Genomic DNA, 20,773 nt, shown 5'->3' on the forward strand with positions numbered 1-20,773 from the left:
GATGATCGTCATATATATGACAGTCATCATTTCAACAAGAGGCTTTTCCGATGCTCCAGCGCACTGCCGATACCGCTTTGCAGGAGGCCCCCGCGCCCATCCGGCGCCGTGTGCCCCGCGCGGCGCTTGCCGCAGGTGTCGCATTGACTGTGGGGGTGCTGGGCGGGCTGTGGATCCTGTCCGAACCGTCGAGCCAGTCCACAGACGATGCCTATGTGGGGGCTGATGCCACCAATGTGGCGCCGCGCATCAAGGGTATCGTGGCGGCGGTGCTGGTGCGCGAAAATCAACCCGTGCGTGCGGGGCAGCCGTTGCTGCGGATCGACCCGGAGGAATATGCCGCCCGCCGTGCTGCAGCGCAGGCCGACCTTGCCGACGCGCGCGGAACCGTTGCGGCTGCCCGTGCTGCTCTGGCCCGGCAAGGGGCCGAAGAAGCGCTGGCCCAGGCCCAGACCGCCGCTGCGGCCACCGTCATTCGCGCGGCATCGGCCAATGCGGATCATGCCTCGGCCGATGCCGCGCGCTATCAGGCTTTGCTGGCCACAGGGGCGGTTGCGGCGCGCGATGCCGAAGCCTATCGCACCGGCGCGGTTGCCGGCGGACAGGCGCTTGCCCGTTCGCAGGCCGATCTTGCCGTGGCGCGCCGACAGAGCGCTGTTATACGGGCCCGCCGCGCCGATCTGGTCGCCGCTCTGGCCCGCGCCGAAGCGGGTGAGGCGAGGGCGCGCGCCGCGCTGGATCTTGCCGCGCAGGATCTGGGGCACACGACCGTGGCCGCTCCCATCGACGGCGTGGTGGCCAGTCGCCAGTTGCGCGTGGGCGATTATGTCCAGCCGGGAACGCGCGCGCTGACGCTGGTGCCGATGGACGCGCTTTATGTCACCGCCAATTTCAAGGAAACCCAGACACGCCATATGCGCCCCGGCCAGCGCGCGCAGGTCCATGTCGATGCGCTCGGCGGGGGCACAGTAAACGGCGTGGTCGACAGTCTCGCGCCCGGGTCGGCCTCGACCTTTGCCTTGCTGCCCTTTGAGCCGGGGACGGGCAATTTCACCAAGATCGTTCAGCGCGTGCCCGTGCGCATCCGCATCGATCCCGGACAGAAGGGCGCACAGGTGTTGCGCCCCGGCCTTTCCGTTACCGCTTCTGTTGCCGTTTCAAACTGACCCTTACCCCCGATCAAGGAGATATTCCGATGTCCGTCATTCCCAATTCCACTGCGCTGATCACGGGCGCTTCCAGCGGCATCGGCGCGGTCTATGCCGAGAAGCTGGCCCGGCGCGGCCATGATCTGATCCTTGTGGCGCGCGATGCGGCACGGATGAATGCGCTGGCCGAAAGGCTGCGCGACCAGACAGGCCGCAGCGTTGAGGTGCTGCCTGCCGATCTGACCGATGCGATGCAAGTGGCCAAGGTGGCCCAGCGCATTGCGCAGGCGCCCGGCCTTGGCCTGCTGATCAACAATGCAGGCATGGCTTTGTCCGGCACATTGAGCACGAGCGCGCAGGGCGATGTCGAAAGGCTGATTGCGCTCAACATCACCGCGCCTGCTTTGCTGGCCCGCGCTGCGGCTTTGCGCTTTGCGGAACAGGGCAGCGGAGCCATCGTCAATATTGCCTCGGTTTTGGCGCTGGCGCCTGAAATGTTCGAAGGGGTCTATAGCGGCACCAAGGCCTTTATCCTGAACCTGTCGCAAAACCTCTCTGCGGAATTGGGCCCTCGCGGGGTGCATGTGCAGGTGGTTATGCCCGGCGCCACGCGCACCGAGATCTGGGCCCGTTCGGGCACGGACGTGGACGGTTTCCCACCCGAAATGGTGATGGATGCCGGTGATCTGGTCGATGCCGCGCTGATCGGACTGGACCGTGGCGAAACGGTGACGATTCCTCCGCTGGCCGATGAAGCGGGATGGGAGGCGCTGAACAGAATGCGACTGGCGCTGGTGCCCCATCTCTCGCGCCGGGATGTCGCGCCCCGTTATGCGGCGGGGTGAGCAGCGCGCAATAGCCGGGTGCTTCGTTTTCGCGAAAGAAAGAAGCGGAGCATTTCGCGTGAAGCCTCCGGCCCGGCGGGGTCCGTATAAGACCCCGCCGCATGGCCGCCCGACCATCCATGCCCGCTGCCGTGAATAGTCCAGACTTCCAGCAGGACGTTTCCGCCGGAGGATTTGTAAACCTTGCGGGTGAAATCGCGCCCCTTGGCCGATCGGCCGGAAAAACTTTGCGATACGAGCTGGCCGGGCCGTGAATTTTCCAGACTGGTGAGAAATTCGGCGGCATTCGAGGGATGAACAACCCGGTCGCGATCACCTTGAAAAACGATCATGGGCAGAGGGCGGCGAGTCTTTCCCACCGGTTTGGCCGTGCCTTTGCCGCGCATGGCGGCCATGGCCGAAGTCAGCGAGTCGGCCTGACCCAACGCGACGCCGGAATGAACGCCCACCGCCACGAAAACATCGGGATAGGCAGATCCCATGATTGCCGCCGCCGCTGCCCCGGCCGAAAGCCCGGCGACATAGACACGCGAAGGATTGGCGCGGGCCAGAGCAATGGCATGGCGGGTCAGGCCCGCGATCAACGCCGGTTCGCCGCGCCCCCGCAACTGATGCTCGGGTGCGTGCCAGTTCCAGCAGCGGGCCAGATTGGCGCTATGGCTTTGTTGCGGATAGAGTACGAGAAAACCCAGTTCGTCGGCCAGCCGGTTCATATCGGTGCCGGTCGCGAAATCGGCGGCGGTCTGGGCGCATCCGTGCAGCATGACCACCAGCGGCATGCGACGACGTGTCGACCCCACCGGCGTGTAGAGCTTATAGGCGAGGGTTCCGTGGCGCGACTGAAATTCGCCGTTTATGAAACTGCCCGCAGATGGACGCGGCATGGATGAGCCCGACGATTGGCGGGGACGTTTGGGTTTGGCCGGGCGGGCTGGGACAAGCGCCCGGCGGATGGTTTCGGCAAAGGCGAAAGGACGAGCTTTACGCGCCAGACGGGAGGCTTTCGCAAAGGTCTTGAGAAAATTCGTCATGGCCTTCCCGCAAAATCCGATGTTTTCCGAAACGAACAACGGATCACATCGTTCCGGCGCAGCGATCCGCCCTAGCCCGACAGGGCCTGCGTTATCAGGCGCAATTGGTCGATCACGGCATGGGGCCGCTGCCCGGCGGGCAGGGTGTGGATCGTGTCCGGCTGCATCAATCCGGTGGTCATGCCGATGCCTATGGCGCCCGCTTTGCGCGCCATTGCCATTTCCAGCGTCGGATCATCGCCCACCACCACCATCTGCGCCGCCGCGCTGCGCGGCAGGCCCATCGCACCCATGGCCACATCCAGCGCCACCCGCGAAGGCTTGCCCAGCACCCGCGCCCGTTTGCCTGTCAGCGAGGCGATCATCTGGTTGATGGCAAAGCTGGACCCGATACCGCGGCCCGTGGCGGTGGCGAAAAAGGGCACATGGCTGGCCGTGGTCAGGCGCGCGCCGTCCCAGACGCTTTGGCAGGCGGCCTCCAGATCGGGGAAGGTGAAGCCGCGAAACCAACAGGTATAGACCGCGTCCACCTGCGCCTTGTCCGATGGCCCGATCACCTCGATCCCGCGCTCGATCAGCGGCACCTCCGTCCCCGGATCGCCCAGCATCCGCACGCGGCGCAGGCCCTGCTGCTCCAGCCAGATCGCCGCGCTGGTCGATGGGGTCATCATCTCCTCATCAGCCAGATCGAACCCGGCCGCGCGCAGGCCCCGCGCATAGGCGGCGGGGGGCTTGGCGGTGCCGTTGGTGAACACGCGAAAAGGCGTACCGCGCCGCCGCAGGGCAGCCAGCAGTTCGACCGCGCCGGGCAGGGCTTCGTGCTGGCCGCTGGCGGCATTGCCCAAGGCGATGGTGCCATCCATGTCGAAAATGAAACCGCGCGCATGGTGGATTTTCTCGACAACATCATCCGGCAACATGGGCGCCTCCGTGCAGGGCAAGGCGGGTGGAGCCGCTCTCGATCACAATGTCGCGCGCGGCGGGGCGGGCGGCCAGTTCCTTGAGCAGGCGCATAATCGCGGCGGCCTCGGGGTTGTAATGGGCGGGCGATGGTCCGGCCGCGATCATCGCGTCGATCTGATCCGACGGCATCACCGCGCGCAGCAAAAACTCTTCGTCCGACATGGCATGGCCCCATTTGCGGCGCAATTCGGCCAGCGTGGGAAAGGGCGGCTCGGCGGCGATTTCGGCGGCGCGGGGGCGGTCGAGGATCGCGGCCTCCACCGCCGGATCAAGCGGGCTGGTCGGGCGGCCGAATTTGCCCATGACATAGCGCAGGATTTCATCCGACACTTGCGCATATCGCCGCGCGCCGATGACATTATACAGCGCCTGACTCATCACCATTTGCGGAAAGGGCGTGACCATGATCGGATAGCCCAGTTCGGCGCGCACCCGCTCGGTTTCCAGCACCACCTCGTCAAAGCGATGCTCCAGCCCCAGCTCGGCCAATTGGCGGCGGGTGGTGGTCATCACCCCGCCCGCGATCTGGTGGCGCAGGAAGCTGGCATCGAAGCTTTGCGGCGTGCCCACCGGCAGCCCCTGTGCGCGGGCGAGCCGCCACCAATAGTCCGAAACCTTGGCCAGCATCGCTTCGTCGGCGCGCACGCTGTGGCCCGCCGCGCGCAGATTGGCCAGCATCCGCCCCGCTTCGGGCAAGGACGAGCCATCGCCCAGCGGACCGATGCCCACATGCACGGCATCGATAATACCGAGATCGGCGGCGGCAAGGCTGGTCAAGCCGCCATAGCCGATGGTGCAATGGGCATGGATTTCCAAAGGTTTATCGCCAATGGCGGTCTTGACCAGCGGCGCAAGGCTGCGCACCCTTTCGGGGCTCATCAATCCGCCGGGGTCTTTCAGATAGAAGCAGTCAATATCGGGGCTGGCCGCAAGCTTCCTTGCGAAATCGGCATAGAACTGGTCGGTGTGGATGGCCGAGAGTGTGAAGGTCAAAGCCCCCATCACTCGCGCCCCGCCTTCGCGTTTGACCAGCCGCGCCGCCTCGATCACCGCATCGGCATCATGCATCGGATCAAGGATGATGAATTTGCCGATCCCCGCCCTTTGCAACAGGCGATAGGCGAGAGCCATGAAATCGGGATCGGCCTGTTGCCATGCGATAAAGCGCAGGCCGGTGGTGATGAATTGCAGCGGCGTGTTGGGCATGGCCGCGTGCATTCGGCGGATGCGCTCCCACGGGTCATTGCGGAAATAGCGCACCGCCACGGCCATGGTGGTCGAGGAGGTGAAGTCGATCGCGCTGAAACCCACACGGTCCATCGCGCCCGCAATGGGCAGGATCTGAGCCGTGTTCAGCCCGGTTGCGCCCCACAGCGATTGATTGCCGTCGCGGATCGAGACATCGACAAGCGAAATGTCGGCCATGGTTTAAAGCCCTTCCAGAAAGCGCGTATCCACCCCGCCCGCCACAAAACGCGGATCGGCGGCAATGCGACGGTGGATCGGGGCGGTGGTGGCCACGCCCTCGATGGTCAGCGTATCGAGCGCGCGGGCGAGCCGCGTCACGGCGGCGGGGCGATCCTCGCCCCAGACGATCAGCTTGCCCATCAGCGAGTCGTAATAGGGCGGGATCATGCCGCCGCTGGCAATATGGCTGTCCACGCGGATGCCGGGGCCTGCGGGCCATGCCGCGCGTGTAACCTCGCCGGGGGAGGGGCGGAAATCGGCCTCGGGGTCTTCGGCGTTGATGCGCACCTCTATGGCATGGCCGCGCGGGCGGATGGCGTCCTGATCCAGGCTGAGCCGTGCGCCGCCCGCCACCAGCAATTGCTGTTCGACCAGATCGACGCCGGTGATCGCCTCGGTCACGGGATGTTCGACCTGAATGCGCGCGTTCATTTCAAGGAAGTAGAAATCGCCCGTCCGGCTATCGACCAGAAACTCCACCGTGCCCGCGCCCTTGTAGTGCAGGCTGCGCGCCAGCGCGACGGCGGCCCGTTCCAGCCCGCCGCGCGTGGCATCAGACAGCATCGGCGCGGGCGCTTCTTCCACCAGCTTTTGAAACCGCCGCTGGATCGAACAATCGCGCGTGCCCAGATGGATCGCGGTCTCGCCATCGCCCAGCACCTGCACCTCGACATGGCGGCCGCTGGCGATAAAGCGTTCGACATAGACGCGCGGGTCGCCGAACGAAGCCTGCGCCTCGGCCATGGCCATGGCGATCATCGGGATCAACTCTTCTTCGCGCTCCACCCGCTTCATGCCCTTGCCCCCGCCGCCAGCGACGGCCTTCAGCAAAACCGGAAAGCCGGTTTCACGGGCGCGGGCCAAGGCTTCTTCGGGCGTTGCAGCCTCTCCGCCCGGCACCACCGGCAATCCCGCCGCCTGTCCCACCGCGCGCGCCATCAGCTTGTCGCCCATCGCCTGAAGGCTGGAAATGTCCGGCCCGACAAAGCTGATGCCTGCGTCCGCTGCGGCTTTCGCAAACCGGGCGTTTTCCGACAGGAAGCCATAGCCTGGGTGGATCGCATCAGCCCGCGCCGCGATAGCCGCCGCAATCACCGCGTCCACATCCAGATAGCTTTGCGCCGAAGGGGCCGGGCCAACCAGCGCCACCTCGTCGGCCAGCATGGCGGGCAGGCTGGCCATATCGCCTTGCGAAGCGCCAAGGATAGCGGTCATGCCCAGTCTTTGCGCCGTGCGCGCAACGCGCAGGGCGATCTCGCCGCGATTGGCGATAAACAGCCTTCGGATCATGATTTTTCCCTTCAGGCGGAAACAGGGGCCGGCCGGATGTGGATCAGCGCGGCGCCATGGCCGATCGCTTCGGCATTGCCCGCCACAAACGCGACGATCTCGCCGCTTACCCCGGCATGGACCGGGTTCATCAGTTTCATCGTTTCGACAATGCCCACCACTGTGTCGGGCTGCGCCTGACTGCCCAGTTCGACAAAAGGCGCAGCGCCGGGCGCGGGCGCGCGATAAAACGTGCCGGGCAGGGGCGCGCGGATGGCGACAAGGCCCTCGGGCGTGTCGGGCGCGGCGACACCGGCGGTCTGGACGGGCGCGTGCTGCGCAGCCCATTGCCATTCCTGCGACCAGCCGCCTCCATCCTCATCGCGCCGCACCTTCAGGCGAAAGCGCGTGGTGGCAATGTCGAGTTCGCGATAATCGCTGCCGTCAAGGATGGCGACAATATCGCCGACATCCTCCGGGCTGAGAAAGGGCGCGCTCATGCCGCCACCATGGCGGGTTGGCCCAGCAGGCTTCGGGCATGGGCAATGATCGCCTGCGCAAAGGCGGGATCGTTGAAATGGGCGTCGATGGCGTGGAACTGTGCGTTTTGGGGCATGGCCCGGCGCATATGTTCGGCAAAGGGCGGCGGCAGGCTGGGATCATACAGGTGGCCCAGCGCGCTGTCATGGCTGGAAAAACCGCCCAGCGGGGTGAAGAAGGCCACCGGCCCCTTGGCCTGCCCCATCATCGCGGCCAGCCTGTCGCCAATGCGTTCCAGGTCGGCCAGATCGGTGCGCACGGCGGTCAGATGCGGATTGTGCTTATGATAACGCTTGCCGGGGAATTGGGCCTGCGCCGCATCAATCGGGCCGCCGATGATGAAATCGGCATTGCCCGGAGCCCAGATCGTGGGAATTCCGCGCGCCATGCCCACCGTGCCCCGCGCGGGGCCGCCATCGGCAAGACCGCCAAACATATGGTCGATGATCTCCGTCACCGACAGATCCAGCACCAGCGCCACATCGCGCTCGGCCGCAATCGCGTCCAGCGTCGGCCCGCCCACGCCCGAGGAGTGGAACACCATCACCTCGCAGCCATCGCTCTCCAGCGCTTGTCGGATCGCGCGGGTGGTCGGCTCTGTGGTGCCAAGCGTGGTCATCAGCACCAGCGGTCGCCCGGAAACCGGCATGCCGTCATAGCCTTTGGCCATGCCCGCCATGGCCAGAGCGGCGTTGCGATAGACGTCGCGGCTGATCGTGTTGATCCCGGCAATATCGGTGACGGCGTTCATCATGGCGATGTCGCGCACGCCCATATAGGGCTTGGTAAAACCCGACGCCATGGTCGAAACGATCAGCTTGGGCAGGCCATAGGGAAAGCTTTGCATCAAGGCCCCCGCCAGCGCCGTTCCCATCGATCCGCCCACCGACAGGATGCCATGGATCGGCGTATGCGCGGCATATTCATGCGCGGCGCGGATCGAGCCTGCGATCATCTTTTCGTGAATTTGGCCTTCATGGCCCAGCGCCAGAATGTCGGCAATGGTAGAACCGGCAGCCGTGGCCACCGTGTCCGGCCCGATCTCTGCGCCCCCAAAATCGCGCCGTACGCTGGGGTCGAGATGCACGACATTGACCCCGGCGCCTTCAAGATGCTCACGCACAAAACGGGCTTCTTCCTGTTTGGTATCCTGGGTGATGATAAGCATCACATTCTTGCGCGATAAATCGCCCATCGTGTCTGCATCCTCTCTCATGCCTTGCTGGTCCCTTCGGGGCCGATCCAATTGGATTTGGTCCCTGTTGGCCGCAGGCTTTTTCTGACGCCGATATTTTCATGGCCGTCCCGGATTGCCTAATGCAATTCGCGCGGTAAATTTCACACCGTGAAACGAGGGTGGCATGGCTTTGGATGGCGACAATATGGCGCGGCAATCGGGCGTCAAATCGATCCGCGCGCTGGAACGCGGGCTCGATGTGCTGCTGGCGATCCGGGCGGCGGGGGGCGAGGGACTGAGTCTTAACGCGCTGCACCAGCATCTGGGCCTGTCCAAGGCGACGCTCCTGCGCCTGTTGCAGACGCTGGCCAGCCGGCGGCTGGTGTGGCGGCGTCTGGCCGATGGCCTGTGGTTGCCGGGCGCGGCGGGCGCGGCGGCGCCTGATCGGGTGTGCCGCATGGCCGAAATCGCCTCGCCGCTGCTGGTCGAATTGTCGGCGCAGGTGGTCTGGCCCAGCGTGATAGCCATCCCCCGGTTTGACCATATGGAAATCATCGAAACCAATGGTCAGGTCGCCCGCTTTGACTTTGCCGCGCTGGGGCCGGTGGGGGCAAAGCTGTCCTATCTGCATACGGCCACGGGGCGGGCCTATCTCTCCGCCTGCGCCGATGCAGAGCGCGATGCGATCATCGCTCGCCTGACCCCGCCCGACGGCACAGCCGAACAGCGCGAGCAGATCGAGGCGATCATTGCGCAAACCCGGCAGCGCGGATGGTCCACACGCCTGCCGCATCATCCATGGTCGGACCGTGACCGGCAAACGGTGCTGCGCGACGGCAAGAATTCGATCGCGGTGGCGGTGAATGGCGAGAATGGCCCGATTGCGGCCATCAACATCACATGGCCAGCCCGCCGCGCCGTGGTGGAGGAAGTGGCGCTGCGCCATTTATCCAGCCTGCAGGGCATAGCAGCGCGCATCGGTGCGTTGGTTGTTGGATGAAGTTTCACCCAGTGAAATTTTGAGCCCTTGCGGAGCGACGCCGATTGGATGACCTATAGCAGTCAAGAGCCGGCCCGTAAGAACAAGCGGGCGCCAAAGGGATGGCAAAGCGGCCTATCGGGGGATGGGATGAAAGCCTGGATCTTGCGCAAAGGGGCGACGAGCCTCGACGCCATGCAACTTGTTGAGCAGGACACGCCTGTGGCCGGCGCCGGAGAAGTGCTGATCCGGGTGCGCGCCTGTTCGCTCAATTATCGCGATCAGATGATCCCATTGGGCCTGTATATGGGCGGGCCAGTGACGCAGGACATCGTGCCGCTTTCCGATGGCGCAGGCGAAGTGGTGGCCGTGGGCGAGGGGGTGACCGACCTTGCCGTGGGCGACCGCGTGGCGGGGATCTTTTTCCAGAACTGGATGGATGGGCCGCCAAACCCTGCGATGGGGCCTGCGCTGGGCGCGGCGGGAGCCAAGGGTATGTTGGCGCAATATGTCGCTCTGCCCGCCGGCGGGGTGGTCAAAATCGCGCAAAGCCTGAGTTTTGAGGAGGCGGCCTGCCTGCCCTGCGCCGGGGTGACGGCATGGAACGCCTTGATGGAGGGCGCGCATCCGGTTTCGGCGGGCGAACATGTTCTGGTGCTGGGCACCGGGGGCGTGTCGCTCTTGGCGCTCCAGATCGCCAAGGCGGCGGGCGCGCAGGTGATCGCCACCAGCGGTTCGGATGATAAGCTGGCCCGCGTGGCGGCGCTGGGCGCGGATGCAACGATCCAATATCGCACCACACCCGACTGGGGCGCCAAGGCGGCTGCCCTGTCGGGCAAGGCCGGGGTGGAGCATGTCGTCGAGGTGGGCGGGGCCGGTACGCTGGCGCAATCCATCGCGGCGGTGGGCTTTGCGGGCGAAATCGCGCTGATCGGGGTGTTGACGCGTGAGGGCAACACCTCGCCCCATGGGCTGATGTTCAAGGGGGCCAATCTGCGCGGCATCTTTGTCGGATCGCGCGGCATGGCCGAAAGGCTGAACGGTTTTATCGACGCCCATGGCATCAAGCCGGTGATCGACAAGGTATTTCCGCTGGAGGAAGCCAAGGAGGCCTATGCCTATCAGGCTTCGCCCGAGCTGTTCGGCAAAGTGGTGATCCGCCTGTGACCTAGGCCGCGAAGCGCAAGAACCAGAGTGCGAGGCATGGACTTCGCGCCGGTAGAGGAGAGAGCGATGCAATTGCCGAAAGGGCAAGCGATGGGCTTTGGCGCCCGCGTGGGCCAGACGATTCAGACGGCTTATGTGGTCAAGGATATTCATCAGGCGATGGACTGGTGGGTGGATGAAGCGAGGGTGGGACCGTGGTTCCTGCTCGACCATTTCCTGGCGCCCGATCATGTCTATCGCGGCGCACCGGCCACCGCCGATGTCGCCATCGCCATGGCTTTTGCCGGGTCGATGTGCATCGAATTGATCCAGCTGCTGGATGACAATCCTTCCGTTTACAAGGATCTGATCGACAAGCGCGGCTATGGTTTCCACCATATCGGTGTGGCGGTGAGCGATGTGGATGGCGAAATCCCCACCTATGAGGCGCGCGGCTATACGGTGGCGTACCGGGCTCAAGTGCCGACCGGCGGCGCGGTGGCCTATCTGGACAATGGGCGCAATGATCCGGGGATGCTGGAATTGATCCCGGCCACATCAGGCATGGACGAGGCGTTTACCCGCTTTTACGCGGCGGCGCAGGATTGGGATGGCTTTGATCGCGTCAGGCCTTTTGCGTGAGCGCGCCCGATTCCAAAGCCGCCATGCGGCGCGGCGTGGGTTATCAGATCTGGGTGGTGGGGCTGCTCAGCCTCAATTTCGGCATCGTTTTTTTCGACCGGAACGCCCCCAATTTCCTGATGCCTTTCATCCAGCATGATCTGGGCTTCAGCAACAAGGCCGTCGGCCTGCTGTCCAGCGCGCTGTCGCTGACATGGGCGATTGCCGGATTTGTGGTGGGCGGCCTGTCCGACAAGATGGGCAAGCAGAAGATCGTGGTGGTCTGGGCCAGCCTCGCCTTTTGCCTGTGCTCATTTGTATCGGGCGCGGCGGGCAGCTTTATGGTGCTGTTTGCCGCGCGTTTGTTGATGGGCGTGGCCGAAGGCGGGATCATGCCGGTCAGCCATGCGATGATCGTCGAGGAAGTGGCGCCCGCGCGGCGCGGCATGGCGATGGGCATCGGGCAAAATCTGGGGTCGAACCTGCTGGGCTCGTTTGTGGCGCCGCTGGTGCTGGTGTGGATCGCCAACACATGGGGCTGGCGCGAGGGCTTTTATCTGGCCGCGTTGCCCGGCATTGTAACGGCCGCCCTGATCGCTTTCACCCTGCGCGAACCGCCAAGGGAGGCCCATGAACATGCCGGGCGGCCCAAGGTGACGATGCGCGAGGCCTTTGGCAATCGCAATGTCCTGCTTTGCGCCGTGATTGCCGTGCTGCTGGTCAGCTATCTGGTCGTGTGCTGGGCTTTCATGCCGCTCTATCTGACCAAGGTGCGGGGCCTCGCGCCCGAAGCGATGAGCTGGATGATGGCGGTGCTGGGCATTTCGGCGGGGCTGGGCAGCTTTCTGGTGCCCGCCATTTCCGATGCCATCGGGCGCAAGCCGGTGATGATCGGTTTTTCGGCGCTGGGGATGCTGCTGCCGCTGGGCGCGCTCTATTACACGGGCGGAAGCTGGGGGCTGGCGGCGATCTTCTTCTTCGGCTGGGGGCTCAATGGCCTGTTCCCCATGTTCATGGCCACGATCCCTTCGGAATCGGTTGATCCGCGTCTGGCCGCCACATTGACCGGCATGGTGATGGGCGCGGGCGAGGTGCTTGGCGGTGTGCTCAGCCCTTTTGTGGCGGGGGCTGCGGCCGATGTCTGGGGGCTGGGCGCTCCGCTGTGGATCATGCTCGGTCTTGCTCTGGCGGCCACGGTTTTGGCCCTGGGGCTTTTGGAATCCGCGCCTGCCGTATTGGCCCGACGCGGACGTTGATCTTGCAAAGGTAGGCATCATGAGCACGATCGAACATTTCTCCACCGCCCGGATCGCCGCCAATGAGCGTCTCGATTTCTGGAACCGGCTGACCAACGAGACCTATCCCGGCACCTTGGTCGATCAGCGCAAGGATGCCTTTGAGGCGGAGATGCGGCGGTGGAGTCTGGGCGATCTGGTGATGATCCGCCCGCGTTCCTGCGGCAGCCTGGTGCAGCGCCGCCCGACCGGATCGGCGCCCGAGGCGGTGGTGCTGCATGTCCAGCATTCGGGCCGTTCGCGCCATGAGCAATGCGGAAGGGTGTCGGAACTGGGCGTGGGCGATTTCGTGCTGTCCAGCGCCAATGAGCCTTATCGCATCGATCTGCGCCAGCATGAGTTTCTGGTGGTGGAAATGCCGCGCGCCGGGTTGGAGGCGCGCCTGCCTGATCTCGATGCCGCGCTGTCGCGCCGCATTTCCGGCGCCACTCCAGGCAGCCGTCTGCTGCACAATTTCATCCTGTCGCTCTGGCAACAGGGCGATCAGGGCCACAGCGATGCCGCATGGCAGCAGGGCGTGTCCAACGTCTTCCTCGATCTGCTCAGCCTTGCGGTGCGCGATGGGCAACATCCCGTCCAACATTGCCAGCCTCTGCGTGAGAAGATCAAGACGCTGGTGGACGCCAATCTGGGCTGTGCGCAATTCGGTTCGATCGAAATCGCGGCGGAACTGGGGGTCAGCGTGCGCACGGTGCAGAACGCCTTTGCCGCGATGGGCACGACCCCTTCGGCCTATATTCTTTCGCGGCGTCTGGCGCGCGCCTGCGAATTGTTGATCGTCAATCCGACGACGAGTGTGACCGCCATCGCATTTGATCTCGGCTTTTCCGACAGCGGTTATTTCGCCCGCTGTTTTCGCGCCGCCTATGGTGCCACGCCCTCGCAATGGCGTGGCATGCAATAATTTTGCGGCGCTGGTTTTGCGCCTCTGTCCCAACCCCTTGCGCCCCAGTGCAAGCCAAGGGTTTTTCCATCGCTAAACTCGCAATCGGACGAACCGGTAAAAGACCGGCAGTCAGGAGAGGAACCGTAACTATGCGTAGCATTTTGCTCGTGGGTGTGGCGCTGGGCGGGCTGATCACAGCCGCCCCTGCATTTGCCGCTGATGAAGCAGCCAAGGCCAAGGACAATAGCGGCATTGAGGCCATTGTCGTTACCGCGCAAAAGCGGTCGGAAAACGTCCAGAACGTGCCGATTGCCATCAGCGCCTTTACCGCCAATGCGTTGCAGGAGCGCGCGGTCACCAGCGTGGCCTCGCTTTCGGCCATCGCGCCCAACGTGACGCTGGACGCCGGCACGCCCTTTTCGGGCAGCTCGGCCGTGCTGTCGGCCTATATTCGCGGCATTGGCGCCAATGACTTCGCCTTCAACATAGATCCGGGCGTCGGCATCTATCTGGACGGGGTCTATCTGGCCCGTTCGGTCGGCGCCAATCAGGATTTGCCCGATGTGGACCGGGTCGAGGTCTTGAAAGGTCCGCAAGGCACGCTGTTTGGCCGCAACACGATCGGCGGCGCGATCAGCATCGTCACCCATGATCCGGGCAAGGAATTCCGCTTCACCGGCAGCGTGACCACCGGCAGCTTCCGAATGTTTTCGGCCAAGGGCACGGTCGATCTGCCGATCACCGAAAGCCTGTCCTCCTCGCTCAGCTTTTCGACCACCCAGCGCGATGGCTATCTGCATCGCATCCCGTTCCCCGGGGCTTCGAGCTATGCCGAGGACCCGATCACCTCGTTCAAGGCGGCCGGATATTACAACAGCGGTTACGGCACCGAAGGGGGCGACAACAATTACAACCTGCGCGGCAAATTGCGTTACAATGATGGCGGCGCCCTGCGCGTGACGCTCAGCGGCGATTACAGCAATATCGACACATCGCAGATCGCCAACAAGCTCATCGCCACTTTTCCGTCCGTGTTTGCGGGCACCTATAATTGCGCCATCGCGGGCAATCCCACCCAGACCGTGGGCGGCGTGACCGGCCCTTGCGACAGCTTTATCGGCGGGCCTCCGGCAGGCGCCTTTGTCGGCAATCGCGGCGGCCTCAATTCGGTGGTCGATCTGCCCTCGATTTACGGCGTCAATGCCGATGCCAATCCGAACAACAACCGGCTGCCCTATGACAACCGTTTTGTGACCAACAGTATCGACACCAGCTATGCCAATGGCAACAATTTCTCGAAAATGAAGTCCTATGGCGGGTCGGCCACCATCGATTACGATCTGGCCGAAAATATGACGATCAAGTCGATAACGGCCTATCGCGAATTGCACTGGAAGGCGGGCATGGATCTGGACGGTTCGCCGCTCGATTTCCTCCATACCAGCTTTGAAATGAACCAGAAGCAGTTCAGCGAGGAGCTGCAACTGACCGGCAAGGCGATGGATAAGAAGCTCAACTATGTGCTGGGCGCTTATTATTTCACCGAAAGCGGCAATCTGCATGATTATGTGACCTTTGCCGAAGGTCTGCTGCAGGTGGACGGGCCGAACAATCTGTCCACCAAGAACTATGCCTTTTATGGTCAGGCCGACTATAAGATCACCGAGCAGTTGGGCATCACCCTTGGCGGGCGCTATACCCATGAAAGCAAGACGTTCGAAGGGTTCCAGTCGGACAATAACGGGCTGAATTATAAGCTGGCCCAGTTCTTCGGCGATCCCAATTGCGCCTCGCTGACGCCGATCTCGAACCAGTGCCGCATCGACAACAACTTTCCCAACGCGGGCCAGCCCCTGCGCTATTATATCGCGGGCGAGCAGCACAAGAGCTTTAACAATTTCTCGCCCAAGGTGGGCCTGCAATATCACCCCAGCGATGCAATCATGCTCTATGCCAGCTGGTCCAAGGGCTACAAGACCGGCGGCTGGACCACCCGCCTGTCCAACCCGCTGCCCTATGCGCCCGGCTTTGGCGCCGAAAAGGCCACGACCTATGAAGTGGGCGCCAAGACCCAGTTCTTTGATCGCCACCTGCAAATCAACGGCGCCGTGTTCCAGACCGATTATTCGGGCATCCAGCTCAACTTTCAGCAAGGCGTTTCGCCCACCATCCAGAACGCGGGCGTTGCGCGCATTCGCGGCTTTGAACTGGAAGTCACCGCCGCGCCTGCTCAGGGACTGACGCTGACCGGATCGCTGGGCTATACCGATGCCGTCTATACTTCGGTCGACGGTCCGGCGCAGGTGGCTGCCTCGGTGTCGCAGGCGGGCGTATTTGCCGGGGCCACCTTGCCCAAAACTCCCAAGTATAAGATCAACATCAGCCCGCGTTACGAGGCTGATCTGGGCAAGCATGGCAAGCTGGTGCTGCTGGGCGATGTCACCTTCACCGACAAGATGAAGAATGACACCGAAGGCACCTTCCTGCTCGACCGCCCCGCCACGACCGTCATCAATGCCAGCGTCACCTATAAGCCGCTCAGCGGGTTCTGGGATCTGACCGTGGGCGGCACCAATCTGACCAACGAGCGCTATCTGACCACGGGTCAGGCCCAATATGCCGGTGGCCAGATCTACGGCACCTATAGCCGCCCGGCCGAATGGTACGCGCGGCTTGGGATTAAGTTCTAAACAACACCCTGCCTTGCGCCGGATTGGCTCTGTCCGTCCGGCGCCCCCTTTCAAGGAGGCGAGCATGCCCGAAACAGCGCACAGCGAATTCTGGAAAGACATCAAGCCGGTCGAAAAGGTCTTTCGCGAGGGCGGCCTGCCCGAAGTCTATCTGCCCAAAATTGCCGAGGGCGACGAACGGTACTGGGTGCCGATCAGCGAGACCGTCTCGTCCAAACCGGTGTGGATCAGCCCGGCCAAGAACATGTGGGCTGATGTGCTGATGAGCAAAAAGGCGGGCCTGGTGAACCGCCATTACCACCCGCACCCGATCTGGGCCTACACGATCAGCGGCAAGTGGGCCTATCTGGAGCATGAGTGGACGGCCACGGCGGGCGACTTCGTCTATGAAACCCCCGGCGAGAGCCACACGCTGGTCTGCTATGAACATGCCGATCCGATGAAAGTATTCTTCGTCGTCTCCGGCCCACTGATGTGGCTGGATGAACAGGGCAACACGACCGGCCACTATGATGTCTTTGACTACATCGCGGCGGCCCGCGCCCATTATGCCGGTAACGGCATCGGCGCCGACTATGTCGACACGCTCATCCGATAATATCCCAGAGAGGAACAGCCCATGGGCACAATGAAAGCACCGCCATCCTCGGCTTATAAGATCGTGCAGGTCGAGGAACTCTACGCCGATCTGATCAAGAACAAGGGCGTGGAAGGCAGCTATGTCGGCCGCGAAGAGAGCGAAAGCCCATGGGTGCCGTTTGGCGAGGGCGCGGCCATCCGCCATCTGGCGTTTGACGTCCGGCAGAACATCTATTGCAACATTTTGTGGATCAAAGGCCCCGGCGTGATCGGCACCCACAAACATCGCGGGCCGGTCTGGGCCATCGGGCTGGAGGGCTCGTTCCGCTATCTCGAATATGACTGGGTGTGCCGCCCCGGCGATTTCATCACCGAAACCCCCGGCACCGCGCACACGCTGGTCACCGATGATCCCGACGGCATGAAGGCTCTGTTCTGGATGCAGGGCGCCAACGAGTTTTATGACGCCGATGGCAAGCATGTCGAAACGCTCGATGTGTGGTGGTTCATGAACCACTACGAGACCTATTGCCGCGAAAACAACATCGCCATCAATCCCGCGCTCTATCTTTAAAGGATCAGGCACAGTGGCAATTCTGGACAGATTTTCCGTCGCGGGCCGCAGCGCTCTGGTCACGGGGGGCGCATCGGGCCTCGGCCTTGCCTATGTCGAGGCGATGGCCGAGGGCGGGGCGGCGGTGACGCTGAGCGACATTGACGCGGAAGGGGCCGAGCGCGAGGCGCAGCGCCTGCGCGATGCGAGCTATGATGTGCGCGCCGTCGCGCTCGATGTGTCCGACAGCGATGCCGTGGCCCGCGTGTTCGACGATCACGCCAAGGCATTCGGCGGGCTGGACATCTGCTTTGCCAATGCGGGGATCGACACCGGGGCGGGCTTCTGGAACCCGGAAGGACATCGTAACCCCGATGGGCAGGTCGATACCTATGATCCCAAACGCTGGGACAAGTCGATCGCGGTCAATCTGTCCGGCATGTTCTATACGATCAGCAATGCCGTGCGGATCATGAAGCAACCGTGCCGGGCCAATGGCCGCACGGGCGGCGCGATCATCGCCACCGCGTCCAACGCGGGCCTTGTGACCGAACCGATTGTCGGCCTGCCCTATATGCCTGCCAAGGCGGGCATTTTGCATATGGTGCGCGCGCTGGGGCTGGAGCTTGCCGAATTTGGCATCCGCATCAACGCCATCGCGCCGGGGCCTTTTGTCACGAATATCGGCGGCGGCTGGCTCAAGAAGGATCCCACGGTGCGCGCGGCATGGGACGCTATCGTGCCTTTGGGCAGCGTGGCGGAAACCGAACAGATGAAGCCGCTGGCGCTGATGCTGGCCAGTGACGCGTCCGATTATATGACCGGCGCCCATGTGGTGATTGATGGCGGCATGATGCTGGGGAGGTTCAAGTGAGGCGCTGGGCATTGCTGCCGCTGATGCTGGTGGCCGCGCCCGCCTCGGCGCAAACGGGCCAGGCCTTGGGCCAAACGCTGGCGCAGCGCAGCCCGGCCAAGACCTATGCCAGCATTTGCGCCTATTGCCACGGCCATAACGTGGGGCCGATCATTCTGGGCCGCAAGCTGCCCGTCGAATATATTCAGGCGATGGTGCGCGCGGGCCGCAACGGCATGCCCGCCATGCGTCCGACCGAAATCTCCCCTGCCGAACTCGACGCACTGGCCACTTGGATTTCCAAGGCCCCCAAAGACATCAAGGAGCATGGCCAATGAGCGGCCCGACCATCGACAGACGCGGATTGCTGGGCGCGGGCGTTGCGGCGGCGGCGGCCGTCGGCATCGCCGGACAGGCGATGGGGCAGGGCGCGGTTATCGCGCCGGGCGTAAGCAAGGCGGACCTTGCCGCCGCGCTGAAAGCCATGCGCGCCGTGGTGGGCGATGCATGGGTGGCGGGCGACGCCGAGAGCCTGAGGCCATGGTCGAAAAGCTATACGCCCGATCCGACGGGCCGCCATGCGCCGGTGGGCGCGGTGGCGCCGGAAAATGTCGAACAGGTGCAGGCGATCCTAAAAATCGCCAATCAATATCGCCAGCCCGTCTGGCCGGTCAGCACCGGCAAGAATATGGGCTATGGCAGCACCACGACCGCCGCACCGGGCCAGATCATCCTCGACCTGAAACGCATGAACCGCATCCTTTCGGTCGATACCGAGCTTTGCACCGCGCTGGTCGAACCGGGCGTGACCTATCAGCAAATGCGCGACTATCTGGACGAGCATAATATCCCGCTGTGGATCGATGTGCCCACCGTCGGCCCGATTGTCGGCCCGGTCGGCAACACGCTGGATCGCGGCGTGGGCTATACGCCCTATGGCGAGCATTTCATGGTGCAATGCGGCATGGAAGTCGTCATGGCCAATGGCGATATTTTGAAAACCGGCATGGGCAGCACCAAGAACCCCAGCGCATGGCAGGCGTTCAAATGGGGCTATGGTCCCTATCTGGACGGCATTTTCACCCAGTCGAATTTTGGCGTGGTAACGAAAATGGGCCTGTGGCTGATGCCCGCGCCACCGGTCTATAAACCGCTGGTGGTGCGCCATAAAAAGATGGAGGATGTGGCGCGCATCTCCGACGCCATGCGGCCTTTGCGCATTGCCGGGATTGTGCCCAATGTGGTGCTGATGATGGGGGCGGCCTATCAACTGGCCATGTTCCACCGGCGCGGTGAGGTGACCACCAAGGCTGCACAGGTGAGCGACGAGGAGATCGCCACATTCGCTGCCCAGCATGATCTGGGCATGTGGAACACCTATATCGCGCTCTACGGCACGCCCGCCCAGGTGGCCGAAAGCGAGCGCATCATACGCGGCGCCTTTGCAGCCATCGACGGCGATGTGATGACGCAGGAGCAGATGAAGGATAACCCGTGGTTCCACCACCATGCCACGTTGATGCGCGGCGGGCTCAGCCTTGAGGAAGTGGGCCTTGCGCGATGGAAGGGCGCGGGCGGGGGCCTTGCGTGGTTTGCGCCCGTGGCCCCGGCCAAGGGCAGCGAAACGCAGGGGCAGATCGATCTGGCCAAACAGATCCTTGCGCGCCACGGCTTTGACTATACCGCCGCCTTTGCTGTGGGCATGCGCGAATTGCACCACATCATCGCGCTGCTGTATGACAAGAGCGACCCGGCTGAGGAAAAGCGCGCCGATGATTGCTATCGCGAGCTGGTCACCGGCTTTGGTGATCGCGGCTGGTGTTCCTATCGCACCGGGGTTCACGCCATGGATCTGGTGGCGGCGCAATATGGCGAGACCAATCGCGCGGTGAATGCTGCCATCAAGCAGGCGCTTGACCCCAACCACATCCTTGCCCCCGGCAAATCGGGGATCGCATGATGGCGGGGCGGTTTGACGGCAAGACCGTGCTGATTACGGGGGCGGCCACGGGCATAGGGCGGGCCACCGCTCTTGCCTTTGCCGCCGAGGGGGCCGGTGTGATGATCGGCGACATTGACCCGCGCGCGCAGGAAACGCGCGCGATGATCGCGGCGGCGGGCGGCAGGGCCGAATTTTGCCCCACCGATGTGCGCGATCCGGCGGCGCTGGACGCATTGGTCAAGGCTTGCCTGTCCAGTTTTGGGCGGATGGATTGCGCGTTCAACAATGCCGGTATTCTGCCGCCCCAGCGCCCCATCCACGAAGTGACGCCCGAGGAACTGGACCTTGCCATCGATGTCGATTTCAAGGGCGTGTTTTACGCCATGCAGGCCGAAATCCGGCACTTTCTGACCGTGGGCGGCGGAGCGATCGTCAACACCGCCAGCGTGGGGGCGGTGATTGCCGATCCCAATATGAGCGCTTATTGCGCGATGAAGCACGCCGTGGCGGGCCTGACCAAGGCTGCGGCGGTGGAATATGCGCGGGCGGGCATCCGCACCAATTGCATCGCCCCCGGCTTTGTCATCACGCCGATGACCCGCCATTGGGCCGAAAGCAACGCCTTTACGGATATGTTCTTCGCGCAAAACATCTCCGGCCGCGCGGCTCAACCCGAGGAAATCGCCCCCACCGTCCTGCATTTGTGCAGCGATGGCGCCAGTTTCATCAATGGCGCCACATTCGTTATCGACGGTGGCCAGACGGCACATTAGTATGTATTACAGACAA

General features: G+C 63.5%; 20 protein-coding genes. 14 read left to right on the forward strand and 6 right to left on the reverse strand.

The window, feature by feature from the left end; translation table 11 throughout:
• Positions 1 to 50: 50 nt before the first annotated feature.
• Both FHW96_RS12665 and FHW96_RS12670 read left to right on the forward strand, forming a co-directional pair.
• On the forward strand, positions 51 to 1,166 hold the full coding sequence (locus FHW96_RS12665; RefSeq protein ID WP_172340937.1) for an HlyD family secretion protein: 1,116 nt from the start codon (positions 51 to 53) through the stop codon (positions 1,164 to 1,166).
• A 29-nt stretch (positions 1,167 to 1,195) separates the two neighbouring features.
• Positions 1,196 to 1,993, forward strand: coding sequence for an SDR family oxidoreductase (locus FHW96_RS12670; protein ID WP_172340938.1), 798 nt, complete (start codon positions 1,196 to 1,198; stop codon positions 1,991 to 1,993).
• Here the strand turns inward: FHW96_RS12670 and FHW96_RS12675 are convergent.
• From FHW96_RS12675 to FHW96_RS12700, 6 genes are all read right to left on the reverse strand, one after another.
• Positions 1,978 to 2,877 carry a PHB depolymerase family esterase gene (locus tag FHW96_RS12675; protein WP_253950918.1) on the reverse strand — a complete coding sequence of 300 codons (900 nt, stop codon included), beginning with the start codon at positions 2,875 to 2,877 and terminating at the stop codon, positions 1,978 to 1,980. The genes FHW96_RS12670 and FHW96_RS12675 overlap by 16 nt on opposite strands.
• Before the next feature lie 218 nt (positions 2,878 to 3,095).
• Entirely contained in the window at positions 3,096 to 3,944 is an 849-nt protein-coding gene (locus tag FHW96_RS12680; protein ID WP_172340940.1) for an HAD-IIA family hydrolase, read from the reverse strand.
• Positions 3,931 to 5,412: a biotin carboxyl carrier protein gene (locus FHW96_RS12685; RefSeq protein WP_172340941.1), complete on the reverse strand. Its 1,482-nt coding sequence runs from the start codon at positions 5,410 to 5,412 to the stop codon at positions 3,931 to 3,933. Before FHW96_RS12685 ends, FHW96_RS12680 begins: the two co-directional genes overlap by 14 nt.
• A gap of 3 nt (positions 5,413 to 5,415) precedes the next feature.
• On the reverse strand, positions 5,416 to 6,744 hold the full coding sequence (locus tag FHW96_RS12690; RefSeq protein WP_172340942.1) for an acetyl/propionyl/methylcrotonyl-CoA carboxylase subunit alpha: 1,329 nt from the start codon (positions 6,742 to 6,744) through the stop codon (positions 5,416 to 5,418).
• An 11-nt stretch (positions 6,745 to 6,755) separates the two neighbouring features.
• Positions 6,756 to 7,223, reverse strand: a complete 468-nt coding sequence (locus FHW96_RS12695) for a biotin/lipoyl-containing protein (protein WP_172340943.1) — start codon at positions 7,221 to 7,223, stop codon at positions 6,756 to 6,758.
• Positions 7,220 to 8,479, reverse strand: a complete 1,260-nt coding sequence (locus FHW96_RS12700; RefSeq protein ID WP_253950919.1) for a Tm-1-like ATP-binding domain-containing protein — start codon at positions 8,477 to 8,479, stop codon at positions 7,220 to 7,222. The genes FHW96_RS12695 and FHW96_RS12700 overlap by 4 nt, the downstream gene beginning before the upstream one ends.
• A gap of 145 nt (positions 8,480 to 8,624) precedes the next feature.
• On the opposite strand from FHW96_RS12700, the gene FHW96_RS12705 reads away from it, so the two are divergent.
• The 12 genes from FHW96_RS12705 to FHW96_RS12760 all read left to right on the forward strand — a co-directional run bounded on the left by FHW96_RS12705 (position 8,625) and on the right by FHW96_RS12760 (position 20,757).
• Complete coding sequence (locus FHW96_RS12705) at positions 8,625 to 9,440, forward strand: helix-turn-helix domain-containing protein (RefSeq protein WP_253950920.1); 816 nt, start codon at positions 8,625 to 8,627, stop codon at positions 9,438 to 9,440.
• Positions 9,441 to 9,614: 174 nt separating this feature from the next.
• Positions 9,615 to 10,586 (forward strand): NAD(P)-dependent alcohol dehydrogenase, encoded by a 972-nt coding sequence (locus tag FHW96_RS12710; protein ID WP_253950921.1) that lies wholly within the window; start codon positions 9,615 to 9,617, stop codon positions 10,584 to 10,586.
• Positions 10,587 to 10,652: 66 nt separating this feature from the next.
• The gene (locus tag FHW96_RS12715) at positions 10,653 to 11,207 is read left to right on the forward strand and encodes a VOC family protein (protein ID WP_172340945.1); all 555 of its coding nucleotides are present in this window, start codon (positions 10,653 to 10,655) and stop codon (positions 11,205 to 11,207) included.
• Positions 11,204 to 12,442, forward strand: a complete 1,239-nt coding sequence (locus FHW96_RS12720) for an MFS transporter (protein WP_371815707.1) — start codon at positions 11,204 to 11,206, stop codon at positions 12,440 to 12,442. Before FHW96_RS12715 ends, FHW96_RS12720 begins: the two co-directional genes overlap by 4 nt.
• 19 nt (positions 12,443 to 12,461) lie before the next feature.
• A complete protein-coding gene (locus FHW96_RS12725) occupies positions 12,462 to 13,385 on the forward strand; it encodes a helix-turn-helix domain-containing protein (protein WP_172340946.1) in 924 nt (307 codons plus the stop codon).
• Positions 13,386 to 13,516: 131 nt separating this feature from the next.
• Positions 13,517 to 16,057, forward strand: coding sequence for a TonB-dependent receptor (locus FHW96_RS12730; RefSeq protein WP_172340947.1), 2,541 nt, complete (start codon positions 13,517 to 13,519; stop codon positions 16,055 to 16,057).
• Between the two features lie 64 nt (positions 16,058 to 16,121).
• Entirely contained in the window at positions 16,122 to 16,655 is a 534-nt protein-coding gene (locus tag FHW96_RS12735; RefSeq protein ID WP_172340948.1) for a 2,4'-dihydroxyacetophenone dioxygenase family protein, read from the forward strand.
• Positions 16,656 to 16,676: 21 nt separating this feature from the next.
• Positions 16,677 to 17,210: a 2,4'-dihydroxyacetophenone dioxygenase family protein gene (locus FHW96_RS12740; protein ID WP_172340949.1), complete on the forward strand. Its 534-nt coding sequence runs from the start codon at positions 16,677 to 16,679 to the stop codon at positions 17,208 to 17,210.
• A 13-nt stretch (positions 17,211 to 17,223) separates the two neighbouring features.
• Positions 17,224 to 18,063: an SDR family oxidoreductase gene (locus tag FHW96_RS12745; protein ID WP_172340950.1), complete on the forward strand. Its 840-nt coding sequence runs from the start codon at positions 17,224 to 17,226 to the stop codon at positions 18,061 to 18,063.
• On the forward strand, positions 18,060 to 18,380 hold the full coding sequence (locus FHW96_RS12750; RefSeq protein WP_371815708.1) for a cytochrome c: 321 nt from the start codon (positions 18,060 to 18,062) through the stop codon (positions 18,378 to 18,380). The genes FHW96_RS12745 and FHW96_RS12750 overlap by 4 nt, the downstream gene beginning before the upstream one ends.
• Positions 18,377 to 20,002 carry an FAD-binding oxidoreductase gene (locus FHW96_RS12755; protein WP_172340951.1) on the forward strand — a complete coding sequence of 542 codons (1,626 nt, stop codon included), beginning with the start codon at positions 18,377 to 18,379 and terminating at the stop codon, positions 20,000 to 20,002. The genes FHW96_RS12750 and FHW96_RS12755 overlap by 4 nt, the downstream gene beginning before the upstream one ends.
• Complete coding sequence (locus tag FHW96_RS12760; protein WP_172340952.1) at positions 19,999 to 20,757, forward strand: SDR family NAD(P)-dependent oxidoreductase; 759 nt, start codon at positions 19,999 to 20,001, stop codon at positions 20,755 to 20,757. Before FHW96_RS12755 ends, FHW96_RS12760 begins: the two co-directional genes overlap by 4 nt.
• The last annotated feature ends 16 nt before the right edge of the window (positions 20,758 to 20,773 follow it).

Origin of the sequence: Novosphingobium sp. SG751A (genome assembly GCF_013149295.1) — a bacterium.
Lineage (GTDB): Bacteria > Pseudomonadota > Alphaproteobacteria > Sphingomonadales > Sphingomonadaceae > Novosphingobium.

What these genes read in the sequence shown, in the direction of transcription:
- FHW96_RS12665 (WP_172340937.1), top strand. Translation starts at nt 51, where the DNA reads ATGCTCCAGCGCACTGCCGATACCGCTTTGCAGGAGGCCCCCGCGCCC.
- FHW96_RS12670 (WP_172340938.1), top strand. Translation starts at nt 1,196, where the DNA reads ATGTCCGTCATTCCCAATTCCACTGCGCTGATCACGGGCGCTTCCAGC.
- FHW96_RS12675 (WP_253950918.1), bottom strand. Translation starts at nt 2,877, where the DNA reads ATGCCGCGTCCATCTGCGGGCAGTTTCATAAACGGCGAATTTCAGTCG.
- FHW96_RS12680 (WP_172340940.1), bottom strand. Translation starts at nt 3,944, where the DNA reads ATGTTGCCGGATGATGTTGTCGAGAAAATCCACCATGCGCGCGGTTTC.
- FHW96_RS12685 (WP_172340941.1), bottom strand. Translation starts at nt 5,412, where the DNA reads ATGGCCGACATTTCGCTTGTCGATGTCTCGATCCGCGACGGCAATCAA.
- FHW96_RS12690 (WP_172340942.1), bottom strand. Translation starts at nt 6,744, where the DNA reads ATGATCCGAAGGCTGTTTATCGCCAATCGCGGCGAGATCGCCCTGCGC.
- FHW96_RS12695 (WP_172340943.1), bottom strand. Translation starts at nt 7,223, where the DNA reads ATGAGCGCGCCCTTTCTCAGCCCGGAGGATGTCGGCGATATTGTCGCC.
- FHW96_RS12700 (WP_253950919.1), bottom strand. Translation starts at nt 8,479, where the DNA reads ATGAGAGAGGATGCAGACACGATGGGCGATTTATCGCGCAAGAATGTG.
- FHW96_RS12705 (WP_253950920.1), top strand. Translation starts at nt 8,625, where the DNA reads ATGGCTTTGGATGGCGACAATATGGCGCGGCAATCGGGCGTCAAATCG.
- FHW96_RS12710 (WP_253950921.1), top strand. Translation starts at nt 9,615, where the DNA reads ATGCAACTTGTTGAGCAGGACACGCCTGTGGCCGGCGCCGGAGAAGTG.
- FHW96_RS12715 (WP_172340945.1), top strand. Translation starts at nt 10,653, where the DNA reads ATGCAATTGCCGAAAGGGCAAGCGATGGGCTTTGGCGCCCGCGTGGGC.
- FHW96_RS12725 (WP_172340946.1), top strand. Translation starts at nt 12,462, where the DNA reads ATGAGCACGATCGAACATTTCTCCACCGCCCGGATCGCCGCCAATGAG.
- FHW96_RS12730 (WP_172340947.1), top strand. Translation starts at nt 13,517, where the DNA reads ATGCGTAGCATTTTGCTCGTGGGTGTGGCGCTGGGCGGGCTGATCACA.
- FHW96_RS12735 (WP_172340948.1), top strand. Translation starts at nt 16,122, where the DNA reads ATGCCCGAAACAGCGCACAGCGAATTCTGGAAAGACATCAAGCCGGTC.
- FHW96_RS12740 (WP_172340949.1), top strand. Translation starts at nt 16,677, where the DNA reads ATGGGCACAATGAAAGCACCGCCATCCTCGGCTTATAAGATCGTGCAG.
- FHW96_RS12755 (WP_172340951.1), top strand. Translation starts at nt 18,377, where the DNA reads ATGAGCGGCCCGACCATCGACAGACGCGGATTGCTGGGCGCGGGCGTT.
- FHW96_RS12760 (WP_172340952.1), top strand. Translation starts at nt 19,999, where the DNA reads ATGATGGCGGGGCGGTTTGACGGCAAGACCGTGCTGATTACGGGGGCG.